This window comes from Pseudomonas sp. XWY-1 (assembly GCF_002953115.1).
GTDB classification, from domain to species: domain Bacteria; phylum Pseudomonadota; class Gammaproteobacteria; order Pseudomonadales; family Pseudomonadaceae; genus Aquipseudomonas; species Aquipseudomonas alloputida.
In genome coordinates this window covers 4440415-4462608 of the sequence record NZ_CP026332.1, presented here as the reverse complement: position 1 = coordinate 4462608, position 22194 = coordinate 4440415, and the positions used below count along the sequence as shown (strand labels likewise).

Genomic DNA, 22194 nt, shown 5'->3' with positions numbered 1-22194 from the left:
ATCCTGCAAGATCCGGGGGCCGCTTTGCGGCCCTTTCGCGACACAAGGCCGCTCCCACAGGAACCGCACTAGCCATCGGGTTACGCGGTCCCTGTGGGAGCGGCCTTGTGTCGCGAAAGGGGCACAAAGCGCCCCCATGCTTTTTCTGTACCTGTCAAACCCGGTCCGCCCCTTACGAGGGCAACCACCTGGAGATTCCGTTACATGTCTCAAGCCATCGTCGTCGCGGCGCTGTACAAGTTCGTCACCCTGGAAGACTACGTCGAGCTGCGCGAGCCGCTGCTCAAGACCATGCTCGACAACAACGTCAAAGGCACCCTGCTGCTGGCCCAGGAGGGCATCAACGGCACCGTGTCGGGCACCCGGGAAGGCATTGATGGCCTGCTGGCCTGGTTGCGCAGCGACCCGCGTCTGGTCGATATCGACCACAAAGAATCGTACTGCGACGAACAGCCGTTCTACCGCACCAAGGTCAAGCTCAAGAAAGAGATCGTCACCCTCGGCGTGCCGGGCGTAGACCCCAACCAGGCCGTTGGCACCTATGTCGAGCCCAAGGACTGGAACGCCCTGATCAGCGACCCGGAAGTGCTGTTGATCGACACCCGCAACGACTACGAAGTGGCCATCGGTACCTTCAAGGGCGCCATCGACCCGAAGACCGAAACCTTCCGTGAGTTCCCGGAGTACGTCAAGGCCAACTTCGACCCGAGCAAGCACAAGAAGGTCGCCATGTTCTGCACCGGCGGCATCCGTTGCGAAAAAGCCTCCAGCTACATGCTCGGTGAAGGCTTCGAGTCGGTCTATCATCTTAAGGGCGGCATCCTGAAATACTTCGAGGAAGTGCCTCAGGAAGAAAGCCTGTGGGACGGCGACTGCTTCGTCTTCGACAACCGGGTCACGGTGCGTCATGACCTGAGCGAAGGCGAGTACGACCAGTGCCACGCCTGCCGCCATCCGATCAATGCAGAGGAGCGCGCGTCCGAGCACTATTCGCCAGGTGTCAGCTGCCCGCATTGCTGGGACAGCCTGAGCGAGAAGACCCGGCGCAGTGCCATCGACCGGCAGAAGCAGATCGAGCTGGCCAAGGCCCGCAACCTGCCGCACCCGATCGGTTACAACTACAAAGCCGAGGCTTGAAGCATGTCTGCACGCCTGATCTATGTGATGGACCCGATGTGCTCCTGGTGCTGGGGTTTTGCGCCAGTGGCTGCGGCCCTGATCGCCCAGGCGCGTGAGGCAGGCGTGCCTGCCCGCTTGGTAACGGGCGGGCTGCGTACCGGCGGCAGCGCCCTGGACAGCTCCACTCGCAAGTACATCCTGGAACACTGGCAGGCGGTGGCTGATGCTACCGGCCAGCCGTTCCGCTTCGAGGGGGCCATGCCGGACGGCTTCGTCTACGACACCGAGCCGGCCTGCCGCGCGCTGGTCACGGCCCGCGAGCTGGATGCCGAGCGCGTCTGGCCGCTGCTGGCGTTGATCCAGCGTTCGTTCTACGAACAGGGCATCGATGTGACCACCGCGCCGCAGCTGGTCGAGCTGGCCTCGCAGTGTGGCTTCGACCGTGCCGCGTTCGCCGAAGCCTTCGCCCGTGCCGATACCCGCGCCGCCACCGCGGCCGACTTCGCCTGGGCCCAGGACCTGGGTATTGCCGGGTTCCCGACCCTGCTGGCCGAGCGCAATGGCCAACTGGCCTTGCTGACCAACGGCTACCAGCCGCTGGAGCGCCTGCAACCCTTGCTCGGCCGCTGGCTGCAGCAGGCCGCCTGTGCTTGATGTACCTGGGTCACCCGACCCGGTACCGGGCAAGCCATACACTGCGGGCGATCGACTGAGCTGGGCGGAAATCCGCCGCCTGGCCCTGCATCACAAGAAAAACCTCTGGTCAGCCAACCTCATTGCGTTACTGGCGGCGTGTTGCAGTGTGCCCATTCCGCTGCTGCTGCCGCTGTTGGTGGACGAAGTTCTGCTCGGCCATGGCGATGCTGCGCTGAAGTGGATGAACCATCTGCTGCCGTCCAGCTGGCAGGTGGCAGCCGGCTACATCGGCCTGATGCTGGCGCTCACCCTGTGCCTGCGCTTGGCTGCGTTGGCCTTCAACGTGATCCAGTCCAAGCTGTTCGCCGGGCTGGCCAAGGACATCGTCTACCGCCTGCGCATCCGCCTGATCGAGCGCCTCAAGCGTATTTCGCTGAAAGAGTACGAAAGCCTGGGCAGCGGCACGGTGACCACCCACCTGGTCACCGACCTGGACACCCTCGACAAGTTCGTTGGCGAAACCCTCAGCCGCTTCCTGGTGGCCATGCTGACACTGACCGGCACGGCGGCCATCCTGATCTGGATGCACTGGCAGCTGGCCTTGCTGATCTTGCTGTTCAACCCGCTGGTGATCTACTTCACCGTGCAGTTGGGCAAGCGCGTCAAGCACCTGAAAAAGCTCGAAAACGACAGCACCGCGCGCTTTACCCAGGCGCTGGCTGAAACCCTCGATGCCATTCAGGAAATCCGCGCCGGCAACCGCCAGGGCTACTTCCTTGGCCGCCTGGGCCTGCGTGCCCGCGAGGTGCGCGATTACGCCGTGGACTCGCAATGGAAAAGCGATGCCAGTGGCCGTGCCAGTGGCCTGCTGTTCCAGTTCGGCATCGACATCTTCCGCGCGGCGGCGATGCTGACCGTGCTGTTTTCCGACCTGTCGATCGGCCAGATGCTGGCGGTGTTCAGCTACCTGTGGTTCATGATCGGTCCGGTGGAGCAACTGCTTAATCTGCAATATGCGTACTACGCCGCAGGCGGTGCGCTGAGCCGCCTCAACGAGCTGCTGGCGCGTGCCGACGAGCCGCAATACCCGGCCGCCAGCGACCCGTTCGCCGGGCGCGAAACGGTGGGCATTGAAGTGCGCGACCTGCGCTTTGCCTATGCCGACGAGCCGGTGCTCGAGCACCTCGACCTGTCCATCGCTGCGGGTGAGAAGGTGGCGATTGTCGGTGCCAGCGGCGGCGGCAAGAGCACGCTGGTGCAGCTACTGCTGGGCCTTTACAGCGCCCAGGCCGGGACCATCCGCTTTGGCGGGGCCAGCCTGCAGGAAATCGGCCTGGAAACCCTGCGCGAGAACGTCGCGGTGGTGTTGCAGCACCCGTCGCTGTTCAACGACAGCGTGCGTGCCAACCTGACCATGGGCCGCGACTGCAGCGATGATGCGTGCTGGCAGGCGCTGCGCATCGCCCAGCTGGATGCCACCATCGCCGCCTTGCCGCAGGGCCTGGACAGTGTGGTAGGGCGTTCAGGCGTGCGCTTGTCCGGTGGCCAGCGCCAGCGCCTGGCCATTGCCCGCATGGTACTGGCTGAGCCCAAGGTGGTGATCCTCGACGAGGCCACCTCAGCCCTGGATGCCGCCACCGAGTACAACCTGCATCAGGCCTTGGCGTGCTTCCTCAGCGGCCGCACCACGCTGATCATCGCCCACCGCTTGTCGGCGGTGAAACAGGCCGACCGGGTGCTGGTGTTCGATGGCGGGCACGTGGCCGAAGACGGCGACCATCAGCAGCTGATTGCCGAGGGTGGGTTATACGCCAAGCTGTATGGGCATCTGCAGCAGAGCTGATTATCTGGCTGCCTTCACCGGGCTTTTGGGAGCAACTGTCTTGCTCAATTTCTAAAAGCTGGTGCGACCCTGTGGGAGCGGGCTTGCCCGCGAACACGGGCGAAGCCCGTGCCATCCACCGCGGTGTCTTCTTCGCGGGTAAACCCGCTCCTGCAATGGCCAGCGCGTACGCTGTAAAAATCCCCGATTCCTTGTCATAAAAATCCCCGCCACAGCGATGGCAAATGGCCTACGCTGTGCTTGTCTGGGTCGATTTACGCCTTATCTGCTCTGTGACAGGGACTCCATGAAGGGACATCGCACACTCGAAGCGCCAAAGTTGCTCGGCATCACATGGCCTTTCATCGCCGTCGTGGTCCTTCAGGTGGCGTTGGGCAGCCTCAGCCTTTATACGCTCTCGGCCGTGCGTGCCTATGTCGCGGGCGAAAGCCTGTGGTCCAAGGCGCAGAAAGATGCCATCTACTACCTCAGTCTGTACGGCGAGACGCAGGACGACAGCACCTACCAGCGCTATCGCCAGGCCATTACCGTGCCCCAGGGTGACCATCGTCTGCGCGAGGTGCTCGACCACCCCAGCCCTGATCTGAACGCCGCGCGACAGGCGGTTCTGCAAGGTGGCAACCACCCTGACGATGTCGATCGGATCATCTGGTTCTACCGCAACTTTCGCCATGTCAGTTATATGCAGACAGCCATCGATTACTGGGACATCGGTGACGACTATCTGGCCAAGCTGGATGTACTGGCCGGTGAAATGCGCCAGCGTTTTGCCAATGGCCCGGCGGATCCAGACACTGTCAGCGATTGGAAGGCCCGCATTGTCGCCATCAACGAAGGCGTGACCCCGGCGGCCAAGGCCTTCAGTGATGCCTTGGGTGAAGGCTCGCGCATGTTGCTGCGGGTGCTGCTGATCACCAACCTGCTGACCGCGATGTTCCTGATCGCCATTGCCTGGCGCCGCTCCAGCAAGCTGTTGGCCCAGCGCCAGGCCTTTGCCAGCGCCCTGCAGGAAGAAAAAGAGCGTGCGCAGATTACCCTGCAGGCCATCGGTGATGCGGTGATCACCACCGATGTCGAGGGCAATATCGGCTACATGAACCCGGCCGCCGAGCAGTTGACCCACTGGCAATCCGGCCAGGCCCAGGGCCTGCCGCTGTCGGCACTGTTCAGCCTGGTGGATGAACACGCCGAGGAGGACGGTCGCAGCTTGGTCGAGCAGGTGCTCAGCGGCAGCCTCAAGGGCGGCTCTGAGCATGCCCGGCTGATCCAGCGCCTGGACGGCAGTACCGTGTCGATCAACCTGGTAGGCTCGCCGATCCTCAATGATGGCCAGGTCAGTGGCATCGTGCTGGTGCTGCACGACATGACCCAGGAACGCCAGTACATCGCCAACCTGTCCTGGCAGGCAACCCACGATGCCCTGACCGGGCTGGCCAACCGCCGCGAGTTCGAATACCGCCTGGAGCAGGCGCTCAACGACCTGGCGCGTCAGGCCGGGCGGCATTCGCTGATGTTCCTCGACCTCGACCAGTTCAAGCTGGTCAACGACACCTGTGGCCACGCTGCCGGCGATGAGTTGCTGCGGCACATCTGCGCGGTGCTGCAATCCGGCCTGCGTGAGGGCGATACGCTGGCACGGCTGGGCGGCGATGAATTTGGCGTGCTGCTGGAAAACTGCCCGCCCGACCAGGCCGAGCGCATTGGCGAACAATTGCGCCAGATGGTGCAGAGCCTGCACTTTGTATGGAAAGGGCGGCCGTTCGTGACCACGGTCAGTATTGGTCTGGTGCATATGGCCCAGGCCCCCGGTACCCTGGAGGCCTCGCTGCGCGCCGCCGACATGGCCTGCTACATGGCCAAGGAAAAGGGCCGAAACCGTGTGCAGGTGTACCACGCCGACGACAGCGAGCTGTCCATGCGTTTTGGCGAAATGGCCTGGATCCAGCGCTTGCATGTGGCCCTGGAAGAAAACCGCTTTTGCCTCTACGCCCAGGAAATCGCCCCGCTCAAAACCTTCGAGGGCCCGGGCCATATCGAAATTCTGTTGCGCCTGCACGACGAAAGCGGCCGCACCATCCTGCCCAGCAGCTTCATCCCGGCGGCCGAGCGCTACGGTCTGATGACCGCGCTGGACCGCTGGGTGGTGCGCAATGTGTTCATGGTCATACGCCAGTGCCTGGAAGAAGGGCGTGAAGGGCCGTTGTCGACCTGTGCCATCAACCTGTCGGGGTCCAGCATTGGCGACGACAAGTTCCTTGAATACCTCCAGCGGTTGTTCGTCGAATACGCCATTCCGCCGCGAATGATCTGCTTTGAAATTACCGAAACCAGCGCCATTGCCAACCTGGGCAGCGCCATTCGCTTCATCAACGAGCTGAAAGGACTGGGTTGCCGTTTCTCGCTCGATGATTTTTGCGCCGGCATGTCCTCGTTCGCCTATCTCAAGCATTTGCCCGTGGACTACCTGAAGATTGACGGCAGTTTCGTCAAGGACATGCTCGACGACCCGGTCAACCGGGCCATGGTCGAGGTCATCAACCATATCGGCCATGTGATGGGTAAGCGCACAATTGCCGAGTTCGTCGAAACACCCTTGATCGAGCAGGCCTTGCAGGAAATAGGCGTGGATTACGCCCAGGGCTACCTGATCGAACGCCCCCAGGTGTTCACCTGTGACAGTCTGCAGCGCCAACGGATCGCCGCCCGGCCTCTGTTGCAGCGAGCACCTGGCACATTTCGCTAGTTGGAAATCACAAGGATCAAGGAGCTGAAAGTGATTGACGCATTCGTTCGTATCGGGCCTTTGATGGACCCCGCCAGTTACCCCCAATGGGCCCAGCAACTGATTGAAGACTGCCGCGAGAGCAAGCGCCGGGTGGTTGAGCATGAGTTTTATGCACGACTACGCGATGGCCAGCTGAAGCAATCGACCATCCGTCAGTACCTGATCGGGGGCTGGCCGGTGGTGGAGCAGTTTTCGTTGTACATGGCGCATAACCTGACCAAGACCCGCTATGGCCGGCATCAGGGCGAGGACATGGCGCGGCGCTGGCTGATGCGCAACATCCGCGTCGAGCTCAACCATGCCGACTACTGGGTGAACTGGTGCCAGGCGCACGGTGTGCACCTGCACGAGTTGCAGGCGCAAGAAGTGCCGCCCGAGCTGAACGGCCTGAACGACTGGTGCTGGCGGGTGTGCGCCACCGAGAACCTGGCCATTTCCATGGCGGCGACCAACTACGCCATCGAAGGCGCGACCGGTGAATGGTCAGCGGTGGTGTGCTCGACCGACACCTATGCGCAGGGGTTCCCTGAAGAAGGGCGCAAGCGGGCGATGAAGTGGCTGAAGATGCATGCCCAGTATGACGATGCGCACCCGTGGGAGGCGCTGGAAATCATCTGTACCCTGGCCGGTGAGAACCCCACCCTGGGGTTGCGGACCGAGCTGCGCAGGGCGATCTGCAAGAGTTACGACTGCATGTTCCTGTTCCTGGAACGCTGCATGCAGCTGGAAGGGCGCCAGCAAGGCCGTATGCGGCCGGCGTTGGCTGTGGGCTGATCGCTTTCCTGTACCGCCCTCTTCGCGGGCTTGCCCGCTCCCACAGGATCACCGCAACCCTCAAGGACTGCGCCCTACCTGTGGGAGCGGGCAAGCCCGCGAAGAGGCCGATGCAGGTTTATTGGGCGTTGAACGCCTGCCCGTTCACCCCTGTGCTGTCCGGCCCCATCAGGTACAGGTACACCGGCATGATCTCTTCGGGCAGCGGGTTGTTCTGCGGGTTCTCGCCGGGGTAGGCCTGGGCCCGCATCGCCGTGCGCGTGGCGCCCGGGTTGATACTGTTGGCGCGCACCGGCGCCACGCCTTCCAGCTCATCGGCCAAGGTCTGCATCAGGCCTTCGGTGGCGAACTTCGACACGCCATAAGCGCCCCAGTAAGCCCGGCCCTTGCGCCCCACGCTGCTGCTGGTAAACACCACCGAAGCGTCTTCCGACAGCTTCAGCAGCGGCAGCAGGGTGCTGGTGAGCATGAAGGTGGCATTGACGTTGATGTGCATCACGCGCATGAAGTTGTCGCCCGACAGCTGTTCCAGCGGCGTGCGCGGGCCGATGATCGACGCATTGTTGAGCAGGCCATCGAGGCGGCCGAACTGGCCTTCGATCATGGCCGCCAGCTCGTCGTACTGGTGTGGCAGGGCGGTTTCCAGGTTGAACGGGATGACCACCGGCTGCGGGTGGCCGGCGGCTTCGATCTGGTCGTAGACCTCGTTCAGGTTGGCCTCGGTCTTGCCCAGCAGCAGCACGGTGGCACCCAGTGCGGCATAGGCCTTGGCAGCCGCGGCACCAATGCCACGGCCGGCACCGGTAACCAGGATGACCCGGCCTTGCAGCAGGTCGGGGCGGGCGGTGTAGTCGAACATGGTTCTGTCCTTCGAGTTCGTGTGGGCGGCCTGGGCCTATTGTAGGAGCGGGTTCACCCGCGAATGCGCCAGCCCGGACAACACTGGCGCCTGATCGGACGCATTCGCGGGTAAACCCGCTCCTACAAAAGGGCGGTGCCCGGTCATCGGTCTGGGTTCAGCAGCCGCACAGCGCGCTGTCGATCACTTTGCGCAGTTCCAGCGGGTGGTCCACTACCACGTCGGCACCCCAGTTGTTGGGGTTGTCCTCTGGATGAATATAGCCGTAGCGCACTGCTGCCGTGCGGGTACCCGCGTCGCGACCAGACTCGATGTCGCGCAGGTCGTCGCCAACGAACAGCACACTGGCCGGGTCCAGGTTCAGGGTCTTGCAGGCCAGGATCAGCGGCTCGGGGTCGGGTTTGCTGTTTTTCACGTGGTCCGGGCAGATCAGCAACGCCGAACGCTCGGCCAGACCCAGTTGCTGCATGATCGGCTCGGCGAAGCGCACCGGCTTGTTGGTGACGACGCCCCACAGCAGGTTGCCTTTCTCGATGTCGGCCAGCAGCTCGGCCATGCCCTCGAACAGCTTGCTGTGCACCGCGCAGTCGCGCTGGTAACGCTCGAGGAACTCCAGGCGCAGGGCCTCGAAGCCGTCAGCCTCCGGGTCCATGGCGAACGCAGTGGCAACCATGGCGCGGGCGCCACCCGAGATCACGCCACGGATCAGGTTGTCGTCAACGGCCGGCAGCCCGCGTTCGGCGAGCATGGCCTGGCAAATGGCGATGAAGTCCGGCGCCGTGTCCAGCAAGGTGCCGTCCATGTCGAAGAGTACTGCTCGCAAACGCATGCTTATTCCTCGCGCAGGGTCTGGATCATGTAGTTGACGTCGACGTCGCTGTTGAGCTTGTAGTGCTTGGTCAGCGGGTTGTAGGTGAGCCCGATGATGTCCTTCACCTGCAGGCCGGCATCGCGGCTCCAGGCGCCCAGCTCGGACGGGCGGATGAACTTCTTGAAGTCATGGGTGCCGCGCGGCAGCATCTTCAGGATGTACTCGGCGCCGACGATGGCCAGCAGGTAGGCCTTGGGGTTGCGGTTGATGGTGGAGAAGAACACCTGGCCGCCCGGCTTGACCATGCGGTAGCAGGCGCGAATCACCGAAGACGGGTCGGGCACGTGCTCGAGCATTTCCAGGCAGGTGACCACGTCGAACTGTTCAGGCATTTCCTCGGCCAGGGCTTCGGCGGTGATCTGCCGGTATTCCACCTGCACGCCGGACTCCAGCTGGTGCAGCTGAGCCACCGCCAGTGGCGCCTCGCCCATGTCGATACCGGTGACCGTGGCGCCGCGCAGGGCCATGGCTTCGCTGAGGATGCCGCCACCGCAACCCACGTCCAGCACTTTCTTGCCGGCCAGGCTGACGCGCTCGTCGATCCAGTTGACGCGCAGCGGGTTGATTTCGTGCAGCGGCTTGAACTCGCTTTCGCGGTCCCACCAGCGGTGGGCCAGCGCTTCGAACTTGGCGATTTCGGCGCGGTCGACGTTGCTCATTGAACAGTCCTCTGAAACTTCGCAAAATTGCGCCGGAGTATACCCGAGCGCTTGGCCGCGAGGGTCGCTATAATCGCCGGTTTTTGATATCCGAATGACGGGGAGAGGCGATGCGCGAGCGACTTTTGGCGGCGGAGAAGGTGACCGCGATCCGCTGGCAGGGCGGCGCCTTGCACCTGCTCGACCAGCGCCTGCTGCCGTCGGAGGAGCGTTGGCTGGCCTGCGACAATGTTGCGCAGGTGGCCGCAGCCATCCGTGACATGGCGGTGCGCGGCGCCTCGGCGATCGGTATTGCCGCAGCTTACGGCCTGGTACTGGCCCTTGAAGAGCGGCTGGCCGAAGGCGGCGATTGGGAAATGGACCTTGAAGACGACTTTCTCACCCTCGCCGAGGCGCGCCCTACCGCCGCCAACTTGTTCTGGGCGCTGAACCGCATGCGCGAGCGCCTGCAGCGCCTGCGGCCGGAAGAAGACGTTCTGGCAGCGCTGGAGGCCGAAGCGGTGGCCATTCACGACAGCGACCGTGAGGCCAACCTGACCATGGCCCAGCAGGGTATCGAGCTGATCCGTCGCCATCAGGGCAATGCCCAGGCCCTGCTCACCTTCGGCAACGCCGGCGCCCTTGCCAGTGGTGGCTTTGGCACCGCACTGGGGGTGATCCGTGCCGGCTACCTGGAAGGCATGGTCGAGCGGGTTTATGCCGGTGAGACTCGCCCTTGGCTGCAGGGCTCGCGCCTGACCGGCTGGGAGCTGGCCAACGAGGGCATCCCGGTGACCCTTTGTGCCGACTCTGCGCTGGCCCACCTCATGAAGACCAAGGGCATCACCTGGGTGGTGGTGGGGGCGGACTGCATCGCTGCCAATGGCGACATGGCCGGCAAGATCGGCACCTATCAGCTGGCCGTCAGTGCCATGCACCATGGCGTGCGCTTCATGGTCGTGGCGCCGAGCACCAGCATCGACCTGAACCTGGCCACGGGTGAGGATATCCCGCTGGAGGAGCGTGACGCCGACGAGTGGCTGGACTTCGGCGGTACCCCGGTGTCGCCGGGTGTCGAGGTGTTCAACCCGGTGTTCGATGTAACGCCGGCCGACCTGATCGATGTGATCGTGACCGAACGCGGCATCGTCGAGCGCCCGGATGCTGCCAAGCTGGCTCAGCTGGTTTGCCGCAAGCGCCTGCACTGATTTTGTATCGCCTCACCGGCCTTTTCGCGGGCTTGCCCGCTCCCACAGGGATATCGCATGGCCTTAGGGCTGTGGTGAACCTGTGGGGGCGGGCGAGCCCGCGAAAAGGCCGGTGCAGGCAATACAAAAACCAGGTTTCAAGCGCGGCTGAGACCAACTGCCACCTCTCCCCACCGCCCCCGCGTTTGTGATAACATCCGGCAGTTTCCAAGACCGCCCATCACGGCGGCCTTCATTGCGCAGATCCATGGCACAACTCATTGATTTGTCGTAAGTCGTCGCACCCTTATGCGCTGCGGCGGCGAGCTTCGTTCGGCCCTTGATGGAGCTGCGAAGTTTCACCAGAAAAAGGAATCAGGCTTCTCATGGGCGAACTGGCCAAAGAAATCCTCCCGGTCAATATCGAAGACGAACTGAGACAGTCTTACCTCGACTACGCGATGAGCGTGATTGTCGGGCGAGCGCTGCCCGATGCGCGTGACGGCTTGAAGCCCGTGCATCGCCGCGTTCTCTATGCGATGAGCGAACTGGGCAACGACTGGAACAAGCCGTACAAGAAATCCGCCCGTGTGGTCGGTGACGTGATCGGTAAGTACCACCCGCACGGCGACACTGCGGTCTACGACACCATCGTGCGTATGGCCCAACCGTTCTCGTTGCGCTACCTGCTGGTCGACGGCCAGGGCAACTTCGGTTCGGTGGACGGCGACAACGCTGCTGCCATGCGATACACCGAAGTGCGCATGACCAAACTGGCCCACGAACTGCTGGCCGACCTGCACAAGGAAACCGTCGACTGGGTGCCCAACTACGACGGCACCGAGCAGATCCCGGCGGTCATGCCGACGCGTATTCCCAACCTGCTGGTCAACGGTTCCAGCGGTATTGCCGTGGGCATGGCGACCAACATTCCGCCGCATAACCTCGGCGAGGTCATCGATGGCTGCCTGGCGCTCATCGACAACCCGGAAGTCACCATCGATGAGCTGATGCAGTTCATCCCTGGCCCGGACTTCCCGACTGCCGGCATCATCAACGGTCGTCAGGGCATCATCGAGGCCTATCGCACCGGCCGTGGCCGCATCTACATGCGCGCCCGCTCCGAGATCGAAGACATCGACAAGGTTGGCGGCCGCCAGCAGATCGTGATCACCGAGCTGCCGTACCAGCTGAACAAGGCGCGTCTGATCGAAAAGATCGCCGAGCTGGTCAAAGAGAAGAAGATCGAAGGCATCACCGAGCTGCGCGACGAGTCCGACAAGGACGGCATGCGCATCGTCATCGAGCTGCGTCGCGGCGAGGTGCCGGAGGTGGTGCTCAACAACCTCTACCAGCAAACCCAGCTGCAGAGCGTATTCGGCATCAACGTTGTGGCCCTGGTCGACGGCCGTCCGCGCCTGCTCAACCTCAAGGACCTGCTCGAAGCGTTCGTCCGCCACCGCCGTGAAGTGGTGACCCGTCGTACCGTATTCGAGCTGCGCAAGGCCCGTGAACGTGGCCATATCCTTGAAGGCCAGGCGGTTGCGCTGTCCAACATCGACCCGGTCATTGCCCTGATCAAGGCCTCGCCGACGCCGTCCGAAGCCAAGGAAGCCCTGGTTTCCACGCCGTGGGAATCCAGTGCTGTGCAGGTCATGGTCGAGCGCGCCGGCGCCGATTCCTGCCGCCCTGAGGACCTGCCGGAGCAGTATGGCCTGCATGACGGCAAGTACTTCCTGTCGCCGGAACAGGCCCAGGCCATTCTCGACCTGCGCCTGCACCGCCTGACCGGCCTGGAGCACGAGAAGCTGCTGGCCGAGTACCAGGAAATCCTCGAGCAGATTGGCGAGTTGATCCGCATCCTCAGCAGCGCCGAGCGCCTGATGGAAGTGATTCGCGAGGAGCTGGAGGCCATCCGTGCCGAGTACGGCGATGTGCGCCGCACCGAAATCCTCAATGCCAGCCACGACCTCAACTACGGCGACATGATCCCGGAAGAAGAGCGCGTGGTCACCATCTCCCATGGTGGTTATGCCAAGACCCAGCCATTGTCCGCCTACCAGGCCCAGCGCCGCGGCGGCAAAGGCAAGTCGGCGACCGGCGTGAAGGACGAGGACTACATCGAGCACCTGCTGGTCGCCAACAGCCATGCCACCCTGTTGCTGTTCTCCAGCAAGGGCAAGGTGTACTGGAAGAAGACCTACGAAATCCCCGAAGCGTCCCGCGCTGCCCGCGGTCGTCCGCTGGTCAACCTGCTGCCGCTGGAGGAGGGTGAGCGCATCACCGCCATGCTGCAGATCGACCTTGAAGCACTGCAGCAGAACGCCGACCTCGACGAAGAACTGGACGAGGCTGAAGACACCGTGCTCGAGGGTGAGCTGGTAGAGGCCGAGGAAGTCGACGAAGAAGACGGCGACACCCCGGAGTGGGTTGCAGAGCCGACCGGCGCGTACATCTTCATGGCGACCGCTTCCGGTACCGTCAAGAAGACCCCGCTGGTGCAGTTCGCCCGTCCGCGCTCCAACGGCCTGATCGCCCTGAAGCTGAAGGAAGGCGACACCCTGATTGCCGCGGCCATCACCGATGGCGCCAAGGAAGTCATGATGTTCTCCGACGCTGGCAAGGTCATTCGCTTTGCCGAGAGCGTCGTGCGTGAAATGGGCCGCAACGCCCGTGGTGTGCGCGGCATGAAGCTGGGCAAAGGCCAGCGGATCATTTCGATGCTGATCCCGGAGTCCGGCTCGCAGATCCTCACCGCCTCCGAGCGTGGCTTTGGCAAGCGCACCCCGCTGTCCAAGTTCCCGCGTCGCGGCCGCGGTGGCCAGGGTGTGATCGCCATGGGTACCAAAGGGCGCAACGGCCTGCTGATCGGTGCTATCCAGGTGCAGGAAGGCGAGGAGATCATGCTGATTTCCGACCAGGGCACGCTGGTTCGCACCCGGGTTGGCGAGGTGTCCAGCCTCAGCCGCAACACCCAGGGCGTTACGCTGATCAAGCTGGCGGCCGATGAGACACTGGTGGGCCTGGAGCGTATCCAGGAGCCGTCCGAGGACGAACTCGATGAAGTGATCGAGACGGACGAGGAGGGTGTCGAGGCTGTAGCGCCAGACAATGAAAATGAAGAAGCTGCGGGTGCCGACGAGGCCCCGCAAGAGTAAGCAAGCGTAAACCCGAGCGGGGCGACCAAGGTCGCCCCGTTTGACTGATAACAGCTGGCAAAGCCCGGCCTTGTGGGAGCGGGCATGCCCGCGAAGCAGACACTGCGGTAGATGGCACCGGCTTTGCCGGTGTTCGCGGGCTCGCCCGCTCCCACAGGGTCGCTGCTAACCCATGTGATAGTTTTTGTTCTATTTGGCAGAGCGAGAGTGGATGTGAGCAAACGAGCCTTTAACTTCTGCGCAGGCCCTGCCGCGCTTCCTGACGCTGTCCTGCAGCGCGCACAGGCCGAGATGCTGGACTGGCGTGGCAAGGGGTTGTCGGTGATGGAAATGAGCCATCGCAGCGACGATTACGTGGCCATCGCCGAAAAGGCCGAGCAGGACCTGCGTGACCTGCTGTCCGTCCCCTCCAACTACAAGGTGCTGTTCCTGCAAGGGGGCGCCAGCCAGCAGTTCGCTGAAATCCCGCTGAACCTGCTGCCGGAAAACGGCACGGCCGACTACATCGAAACCGGTATCTGGTCGAAAAAGGCCATCGAGGAAGCGCGCCGTTTCGGCAACGTCAACGTCGCCGCCACTGCCAAGCCTTACGACTACCTGGCCATCCCCGGCCAGAACGAGTGGAACCTGACCAAAAACGCAGCCTACGTGCACTATGCGTCCAACGAGACCATCGGTGGCCTGCAGTTTGACTGGGTGCCGCAAACCGGTGACGTGCCGCTGGTGGTCGATATGTCGTCCGACATCCTCTCGCGCCCGATCGATGTGTCGCAGTTCGGCCTGATCTACGCCGGCGCGCAGAAGAATATCGGCCCAAGCGGCCTGGTGGTGGTGATCGTGCGCGAAGACCTGTTGGGCCATGCCCGCAGCAGCTGCCCGACCATGCTCGACTACAAGGTTTCGGCTGACAACGGCTCGATGTACAACACCCCGGCCACCTACTCCTGGTACCTCTCGGGCCTGGTCTTCGAGTGGCTGAAAGAGCAGGGCGGTGTCGAGGCCATGGAGCAGCGCAACCGTGCCAAGAAAGACCGCCTTTACGGCTTCATCGACCGCAGCGAGTTCTACACCAACCCGATCAGCGTCAACGCCCGTTCGTGGATGAACGTGCCGTTCCGCCTGGCTGACGAGCGCCTGGACAAGGCCTTCCTCGCTGGCGCCGACGCGCGTGGCCTGCTCAACCTCAAGGGCCACCGTTCGGTTGGCGGCATGCGCGCGTCCATCTACAACGCCCTGGGCCTGGAAGCGGTAGAAGCGCTGGTAGGCTACATGGCTGAATTCGAGAAGGAGCATGGCTGACATGTCCGAACAGGAGCTCAAGGCGCTGCGCGTGCGCATCGACAGCCTCGACGAGAAAATCCTCGAGCTGATCAGCGACCGCGCCCGCTGCGCCGAAGAAGTGGCCCGGGTCAAGACTGCCTCGCTGAAAGAAGGCGAGAAGCCGGTGTTCTACCGTCCCGAGCGTGAAGCTGCGGTGCTCAAGCGCGTGATGGAGCGCAACAAGGGCCCGCTGGGCAACGAAGAGATGGCGCGGCTGTTCCGCGAAATCATGTCGTCGTGCCTGGCCCTGGAAGAGCCGCTGAAAATCGCCTACCTCGGCCCAGAGGGCACCTTCACCCAGGCGGCGGCCATGAAGCACTTTGGCCACGCGGTGATCAGTCGGCCGATGGCGGCCATCGACGAAGTGTTCCGTGAAGTGGCGGCCGGTGCCGTCAACTTCGGTGTGGTGCCGGTGGAAAACTCCACTGAAGGTGCGGTCAGCCACACCCTGGACAGCTTCCTCGAGCATGACATGGTGATTTGCGGTGAGGTCGAGCTGCGTATCCACCACCACCTGCTGGTGGGCGAGAACACCAAGACCGACAGCATCACCCGCATCTACTCCCACGCCCAGTCGCTGGCCCAGTGCCGAAAGTGGCTGGACGCTCACTACCCGAACGTGGAGCGCGTGGCCGTATCGAGCAATGCCGAAGCGGCCAAGCGGGTCAAGGGCGAGTGGAACTCGGCGGCGATCGCCGGCGATATGGCGGCCAACCTGTACGGCTTGACCCGTCTGGCCGAGAAGATCGAAGACCGCCCGGACAACTCCACGCGCTTCCTGATGATCGGTAACCAGGAAGTACCGCCGACCGGCGACGACAAGACCTCGATCATCGTTTCGATGAGCAACAAGCCAGGTGCGTTGCATGAGTTGCTGGTGCCGTTCTATCAGAACGGCATCGACCTGACCCGCATCGAGACCCGCCCGTCGCGCAGCGGCAAGTGGACCTACGTGTTCTTCATCGACTTCGTCGGCCACCACCGCGACCCGCTGATCAAGGCGGTGCTCGAGCAGATCAGCCAGGAGGCTGTGGCGCTGAAGGTGCTGGGCTCTTATCCGAAGGCGGTGCTTTGATTCAGGGGCCTTGGGGCTGCCTTGCAGCCCTTCGCGGGCATGCCCGCTCCCACAGTGAGCATGTGATGCCGATCTCTGTGGGAGCGGGCTAGCCCGCGAAGGGCCGCGCCGCGGCCCCAATGGCCCTCACAGGCTACCTAGATTTCTGAACAGGGTTCGCACCAGTGGTAAATGCAGCAAAAACCAAACCCGCGCCCATCATCGACCGCCTGGTCGTGGTCGGTCTCGGCCTGATCGGCGGCTCGTTCGCCAAGGGCCTGCGTGAAAGCGGCCTGTGCCGCGAAGTGGTCGGTGTCGACCTGGATGCCCCCTCGCGCAAGCAGGCCGTGGCCCTGGGCGTGGTCGACCGCTGCGAAGAAGACCTTGCCGCCGCTTGTGTGGGCGCCGATGTCATCCAGCTGGCCGTACCGATCCTGGCCATGGAAAAAGTCCTCGCGCGCCTGGCCCTGCTCGACCTGGGTGATGCGATCATCACCGACGTCGGTAGCGCCAAGGGCAACGTCGTGCGTGAGGCGCGTGCCGTCTTCGGTGCCCGCCTGCCGCGCTTCGTCCCGGGCCACCCCATCGCTGGTTCCGAGCAGAGCGGGGTAGAGGCGTCCAATGCCACCTTGTTCCGTCGGCACAAGGTCATCCTCACGCCGCTGGCCGAAACCGACCCCGCCGCGCTGGCCCTGGTTGACCGCCTGTGGCGTGCGCTGGACGCCGATGTGGAGCACATGTCGGTCGAGCGCCATGACGAAGTACTGGCCGCCACCAGCCATCTGCCACACCTGCTGGCCTTTGGCCTGGTCGACTCACTGGCCAAACGCAATGAAAACCTCGAGATCTTCCGGTACGCTGCGGGTGGGTTCCGCGATTTCACAAGAATCGCCGGCAGCGATCCGACCATGTGGCATGACATCTTCCTCGCCAACCGCGACGCTGTCCTGCGCACGCTTGATACATTTCGCAGTGATCTCGACGCCCTGCGCGACGCGATCGCTGAAGGGGATGGGCACCAGCTGCTGGGTGTATTCACCCGCGCACGGGTTGCCCGCGAGCATTTCAGTAAAATCCTGGCCCGCCGGGCCTATGTGGACGCTATGAACGCCAACGATCTGATTTTCCAGGCCCAACCGGGTGGCCGCCTGAACGGGCGGATCCGTGTACCGGGCGACAAGTCGATTTCCCATCGCTCGATCATGCTCGGCTCGCTGGCCGAAGGTACTACCGAGGTCGAAGGCTTCCTCGAAGGCGAAGATGCGCTGGCGACCCTGCAGGCATTCCGTGACATGGGTGTGGTCATCGAAGGCCCCAACCACGGTCGTGTGACCATTCACGGCGTGGGCCTGCATGGCCTGAAGCCGCCACCAGGGCCGCTGTACGTAGGTAACTCCGGTACTTCGATGCGCCTGCTGTCGGGCCTGTTGGCCGGTCAGCCGTTCGATGTCACCATGACCGGCGACGCCTCGCTGTCCAAGCGCCCGATGAGCCGTGTGGCCAACCCGCTGCGCGAAATGGGTGCTGTGGTCGAGACCGGCCCGGACGGCCGCCCGCCGCTGACCATTCGCGGCGGCCACAAGCTCAAAGGCTTGACCTACACGCTGCCGATGGCTAGCGCCCAGGTCAAATCCTGCCTGCTGCTGGCCGGCCTGTACGCCGAAGGCAAGACCACTGTCACCGAGCCTGCGCCTACCCGTGACCACACCGAGCGCATGCTGCGCGGTTTTGGCTATTCGGTCGACAGCAATGGCCCGGTGGCCTCGCTGCAGTCCGGTGGCAAGCTGACCGCTACGCGGATCGAAGTGCCGGCAGACATTTCCTCGGCAGCGTTCTTCCTGGTCGCAGCCTCTATCGCTGAAGGCTCCGAGCTGGTGCTGGAGCATGTCGGCATCAACCCGACCCGTACTGGCGTGATCGACATCCTGCGCCTGATGGGCGGTGACATCACCCTGGAAAACCAGCGTGAAGTGGGTGGCGAACCCGTGGCCGACCTGCGTGTGCGCGGTGCCAAGCTGAAGGGTATCGACATTCCTGAAGCTTTGGTGCCGCTGGCCATCGACGAATTCCCGGTCTTGTTCGTGGCCGCTGCCTGCGCTGAAGGGCGTACCGTGCTGCGTGGCGCCGAAGAGCTGCGGGTGAAGGAGTCCGATCGTATCCAGGTGATGGCCGATGGCCTCACCACCTTGGGCATCAAGTGCGAGCCGACCCCGGACGGCATCATCATCGACGGTGGCCAGATGGGCGGCGGCGAAGTGCATGGGCATGGTGACCACCGCATCGCCATGGCCTTCAGCGTGGCTTCGCTGCGTGCCAGTGCGCCGATTCGCATTCACGACTGCGCCAACGTCGCCACCTCGTTCCCCAACTTCCTGGCGCTGTGCGCCGAAGTGGGGATTCGCGTGGCAGAAGAGGGCAAGTCGTGAATTCAATGGCACCGGTTATCACCATCGACGGGCCAAGCGGCTCGGGCAAGGGCACGGTCGCCGGGCTGATTGCCCGCGAGCTGGGCTGGAAGCTGCTGGACTCCGGCGCGCTGTATCGCTTGCTGGCATTCAATGCCAGCAACCACGGCGTCGACCTGACCAACGAAGAGCTGCTGACCAAGCTTGCCGCCCATCTGGATGTGCAGTTCATCGCTGCCGAGCCCGGTAAGCTACAACAGATCATCCTTGAGGGTGAGGACGTCAGCAACGTCATCCGTACCGAAACCGTCGGTGCCGGTGCATCGATGGTGGCCTCGCTGCCGGCAGTGCGTGATGCGCTGCTGGTTCGTCAGCGTGAGTTCCGCGAAGTGCCGGGGCTGATTGCTGACGGTCGCGACATGGGTACCGTGGTGTTCCCGGATGCGCCATTGAAGGTCTTCCTCACCGCCAGCGCGGAGGAGCGCGCACGTCGCCGCTACCTGCAGTTGAAGGGCAAGGGTGAAGATGTTAGTCTGTCGAGTCTGCTGGATGAGATTCGTGCGCGTGATGAGCGCGACACCCAACGTGCAGTGGCCCCGCTGAAGCCAGCGGCCGATGCCATTCAGTTGGACTCTACCGAGTTGTCCATCGAGCAGGTGTTGCAACGTATCAGAAGCGAGATCGCCCAGCGCGACCTTATCTGATAGCCAGGAAAGCAGGCAGGGGCACCAGTCAACGTCCTGCCGGCTTTCCTTTACTTAAAACGAACCCACATTGTCTGGAATGTGGTTATGGGCGTCTGTTTCGCCCGAATCTACAGGAATTAAAATGAGCGAAAGCTTTGCAGAACTCTTTGAAGAAAGCCTGAAAACCCTCAATCTTCAGCCGGGTGCGATCATCACCGGTATCGTTGTCGACATCGACGGCGACTGGGTTACCGTACACGCTGGCCTGAAGTCCGAGGGCGTCATCCCGCTCGAGCAGTTCTACAACGAAGCTGGCGAGCTGACCATCAAGGTCGGTGACGAAGTTCACGTTGCGCTGGACGCGGTCGAAGACGGCTTTGGCGAAACCAAGCTGTCCCGTGAAAAAGCCAAGCGCGCCGAGTGCTGGATTGTTCTGGAAGCAGCTTTCGCCGCCGAAGAAGTGGTCAAGGGCGTTATCAACGGTAAGGTTAAGGGCGGCTTCACTGTCGACGTTAACGGCATCCGTGCGTTCCTGCCGGGCTCCCTGGTTGATGTCCGCCCAGTGCGCGACACCACCCACCTGGAAGGCAAAGAGCTGGAATTCAAGGTCATCAAGCTGGACCAGAAGCGCAACAACGTTGTCGTTTCCCGTCGCAGCGTGCTGGAAGCCGAGAACAGCGCCGAGCGCGAAGCCCTGCTGGAAACCCTGCAGGAAGGCCAGCAAGTCAAAGGTATCGTCAAGAACCTCACCGACTACGGCGCATTCGTGGACCTGGGCGGTATCGACGGCCTGCTGCACATCACCGACATGGCCTGGAAGCGCATCAAGCACCCATCGGAAATCGTTAACGTTGGCGACGAAGTCGACGTACGCGTTCTGAAGTTCGACCGTGAGCGCAACCGCGTTTCGCTGGGTCTGAAGCAGATGGGCGAAGATCCGTGGGTAGCTATCACTGCCCGTTACCCAGAAGGTACTCGCGTACAGGCTCGCGTTACCAACCTGACCGACTACGGCTGCTTCGCTGAGCTGGAAGAAGGCGTTGAAGGTCTGGTACACGTTTCCGAAATGGACTGGACCAACAAGAACATCCACCCGTCGAAAGTCGTTCAGGTTGGCGACGAAGTGGAAGTCATGGTTCTGGACATCGACGAAGAGCGTCGTCGTATCTCCCTGGGCATCAAGCAGTGCAAGTCCAACCCATGGGAAGACTTCTCCGGCCAGTTCAACAAGGGTGACAAGATCACCGGTACCATCAAGTCGATCACCGACTTCGGTATCTTCATTGGTCTGGACGGCGGCATCGACGGCCTGGTTCACCTGTCCGACATCTCCTGGAACGAAACCGGCGAAGAAGCCGTGCGTCGTTTCAAGAAGGGCGACGAGCTGGAAACTGTCATCCTGTCGGTTGACCCAGAGCGCGAGCGCATCTCCCTGGGCATCAAGCAGCTGGAAGACGATCCGTTCTCCAACTTCGTTGCTGTCAATGACAAGGGCGCTATCGTCAAGGGCATCGTGAAAGAAGTTGACGCCAAAGGCGCCATCGTCACCCTGGCCGACGACATCGAAGCCACTCTGAAAGCTTCCGAAATCAGCCGTGACCGCGTTGAAGACGCGCGTAACGTTCTGAAGGAAGGCGAAGAGATCGAAGCCAAGATCATCAGCGTTGACCGCAAGTCCCGCGTTATCAGCCTGTCGATCAAATCGAAAGACGACGCTGAAGAGCGCGAAGCTATCCAGAGCCTGAAAAACGCTCCGGAAGCTGCTGCCGACACCACCATGGCTGCGCTGCTGCGCGAAGCAATGGCCAAGCAGAACTGAGTTCTGTTTGATCGGTAAAAAGGGCGACCCGAGGGTCGCCCTTTTTTTTGCTCCGCAACCAGGTGGCGCGGCGGATGGCACTGCTGGAACACGCCAGCTTCAGGCTGGCGAAGCCCGTTGTAGGAGCGGGTTCACCCGCGAATCAGGCAGCGCGGTGGATGGCACCGGCTTCGCCGGTGTTCGCGGGTAAACCCGCTCCTACACCGATGGCGCTGGATCACACTCGCCTCAGGCCGACACGCCCCGTTGTAGGAGCGGGCTTGCCCGCGAATCAGGCAGCGCTGGCCTGCCTGAGTGGTAGACCATTCTTGAATTACTTCAATCTTGAATTTTTTTATTAAGTCAAGATCCACCCTGTTCAAATCCTTCCCAGCGTGCTACAAACTGGTTAAGCAATGATCTAGCTGCTTGATAACGAAGGGAAAAATATGACGAAGTCGGAGCTGATCGAACGTATTGTCACCCATCAGGGGCTGCTCTCGTCCAAGGATGTGGAGCTGGCCATCAAGACCATGCTTGAGCAGATGTCACAATGCCTGGCTACCGGCGATCGCATCGAGATCCGCGGTTTTGGCAGCTTCTCGCTGCACTATCGCGCCCCTCGCGTAGGCCGTAACCCGAAGACCGGCCAGTCGGTCAGCCTCGAAGGCAAGTTCGTGCCGCACTTCAAGCCCGGCAAAGAGTTGCGTGACCGGGTCAATGAAGACGAGCACGAAGAGGCCCACACCTGATTCCACAAGGAGCAATCTGATGCGTAACCTCAAGCGCGCCCTGGCGGCGGTGTTCGTGCTGCTATTGGCGGCTGTGGTGTTGTTCTTCGTGCTGGAGAACCAGCAAGCCGTGTCATTGGTCCTGTTCGGTTGGGCTGCACCCGCCATGCCGGTTGCTGTCCTGGTGTTGGCTGCCTTGGTCATTGGCCTTGCAGTCGGGCCGTTGCTGGGGGCCTACGGCGTGCAGCGCAGCAAGCGCAAGATCAGGGCTTCTGCTCGTCAGGCGGCATTGAACGGCAACTAAGGAAATTTCCTACACCTACTAAAGAA

17 protein-coding genes are annotated in these 22194 nt (G+C 62.6%); 14 read left to right on the top strand and 3 right to left on the bottom strand.

Annotated features, from left to right (window positions below):
• The first annotated feature begins 204 nt into the window (after positions 1-204).
• From PRJ_RS20775 to PRJ_RS20755, 5 genes are all read left to right on the top strand, one after another.
• A complete protein-coding gene (locus PRJ_RS20775; protein WP_104962369.1) occupies positions 205-1137 on the top strand; it encodes a rhodanese-related sulfurtransferase in 933 nt (310 codons plus the stop codon).
• A gap of 3 nt (positions 1138-1140) precedes the next feature.
• On the top strand, positions 1141-1773 hold the full coding sequence (locus tag PRJ_RS20770) for a DsbA family protein (RefSeq protein WP_049587258.1): 633 nt from the start codon (positions 1141-1143) through the stop codon (positions 1771-1773).
• Positions 1766-3598 carry an ABC transporter ATP-binding protein gene (locus PRJ_RS20765; RefSeq protein WP_010952800.1) on the top strand — a complete coding sequence of 611 codons (1833 nt, stop codon included), beginning with the start codon at positions 1766-1768 and terminating at the stop codon, positions 3596-3598. Before PRJ_RS20770 ends, PRJ_RS20765 begins: the two co-directional genes overlap by 8 nt.
• 286 nt (positions 3599-3884) lie before the next feature.
• Positions 3885-6341 (top strand): EAL domain-containing protein, encoded by a 2457-nt coding sequence (locus PRJ_RS20760; protein WP_104962368.1) that lies wholly within the window; start codon positions 3885-3887, stop codon positions 6339-6341.
• A 30-nt stretch (positions 6342-6371) separates the two neighbouring features.
• Positions 6372-7157: a TenA family transcriptional regulator gene (locus tag PRJ_RS20755; protein ID WP_104887175.1), complete on the top strand. Its 786-nt coding sequence runs from the start codon at positions 6372-6374 to the stop codon at positions 7155-7157.
• 118 nt (positions 7158-7275) lie between these two features.
• On the opposite strand, the gene PRJ_RS20750 is transcribed toward PRJ_RS20755, so the two are convergent.
• From PRJ_RS20750 to ubiG, 3 genes are all read right to left on the bottom strand, one after another.
• Positions 7276-8016: a YciK family oxidoreductase gene (locus PRJ_RS20750; RefSeq protein ID WP_003252656.1), complete on the bottom strand. Its 741-nt coding sequence runs from the start codon at positions 8014-8016 to the stop codon at positions 7276-7278.
• Between the two features lie 157 nt (positions 8017-8173).
• Positions 8174-8845 (bottom strand): N-acetylmuramic acid 6-phosphate phosphatase MupP, encoded by a 672-nt coding sequence (mupP, locus tag PRJ_RS20745; protein WP_010952803.1) that lies wholly within the window; start codon positions 8843-8845, stop codon positions 8174-8176.
• Positions 8846-8847: 2 nt separating this feature from the next.
• Positions 8848-9546 carry a bifunctional 2-polyprenyl-6-hydroxyphenol methylase/3-demethylubiquinol 3-O-methyltransferase UbiG gene (gene ubiG, locus PRJ_RS20740; protein WP_003252662.1) on the bottom strand — a complete coding sequence of 233 codons (699 nt, stop codon included), beginning with the start codon at positions 9544-9546 and terminating at the stop codon, positions 8848-8850.
• A gap of 110 nt (positions 9547-9656) precedes the next feature.
• On the opposite strand from ubiG, the gene mtnA reads away from it, so the two are divergent.
• The 9 genes from mtnA (at position 9657) to PRJ_RS20685 (ending at position 22168) form a co-directional block, all read left to right on the top strand.
• Positions 9657-10733, top strand: coding sequence for an S-methyl-5-thioribose-1-phosphate isomerase (gene mtnA / locus PRJ_RS20735; protein ID WP_104962367.1), 1077 nt, complete (start codon positions 9657-9659; stop codon positions 10731-10733).
• Between the two features lie 365 nt (positions 10734-11098).
• Positions 11099-13870: a DNA gyrase subunit A gene (gyrA, locus tag PRJ_RS20725; protein WP_104962366.1), complete on the top strand. Its 2772-nt coding sequence runs from the start codon at positions 11099-11101 to the stop codon at positions 13868-13870.
• 213 nt (positions 13871-14083) lie between these two features.
• The gene (gene serC, locus PRJ_RS20720; protein WP_010952806.1) at positions 14084-15169 is read left to right on the top strand and encodes a 3-phosphoserine/phosphohydroxythreonine transaminase; all 1086 of its coding nucleotides are present in this window, start codon (positions 14084-14086) and stop codon (positions 15167-15169) included.
• 1 nt (position 15170) lies between these two features.
• Complete coding sequence (gene pheA / locus PRJ_RS20715; RefSeq protein WP_003252669.1) at positions 15171-16265, top strand: prephenate dehydratase; 1095 nt, start codon at positions 15171-15173, stop codon at positions 16263-16265.
• Between the two features lie 197 nt (positions 16266-16462).
• The gene (locus tag PRJ_RS20710; RefSeq protein WP_256597970.1) at positions 16463-18670 is read left to right on the top strand and encodes a bifunctional prephenate dehydrogenase/3-phosphoshikimate 1-carboxyvinyltransferase; all 2208 of its coding nucleotides are present in this window, start codon (positions 16463-16465) and stop codon (positions 18668-18670) included.
• Positions 18671-18675: 5 nt separating this feature from the next.
• Positions 18676-19353: a (d)CMP kinase gene (gene cmk / locus PRJ_RS20705; RefSeq protein WP_003252672.1), complete on the top strand. Its 678-nt coding sequence runs from the start codon at positions 18676-18678 to the stop codon at positions 19351-19353.
• 124 nt (positions 19354-19477) lie between these two features.
• Positions 19478-21154 (top strand): 30S ribosomal protein S1, encoded by a 1677-nt coding sequence (gene rpsA, locus PRJ_RS20700; RefSeq protein ID WP_003252673.1) that lies wholly within the window; start codon positions 19478-19480, stop codon positions 21152-21154.
• Between the two features lie 428 nt (positions 21155-21582).
• Positions 21583-21885, top strand: coding sequence for an integration host factor subunit beta (ihfB, locus tag PRJ_RS20690; protein WP_010952810.1), 303 nt, complete (start codon positions 21583-21585; stop codon positions 21883-21885).
• Positions 21886-21904: 19 nt separating this feature from the next.
• Positions 21905-22168 (top strand): lipopolysaccharide assembly protein LapA domain-containing protein, encoded by a 264-nt coding sequence (locus tag PRJ_RS20685; protein ID WP_047595005.1) that lies wholly within the window; start codon positions 21905-21907, stop codon positions 22166-22168.
• Positions 22169-22194: the final 26 nt, after the last annotated feature.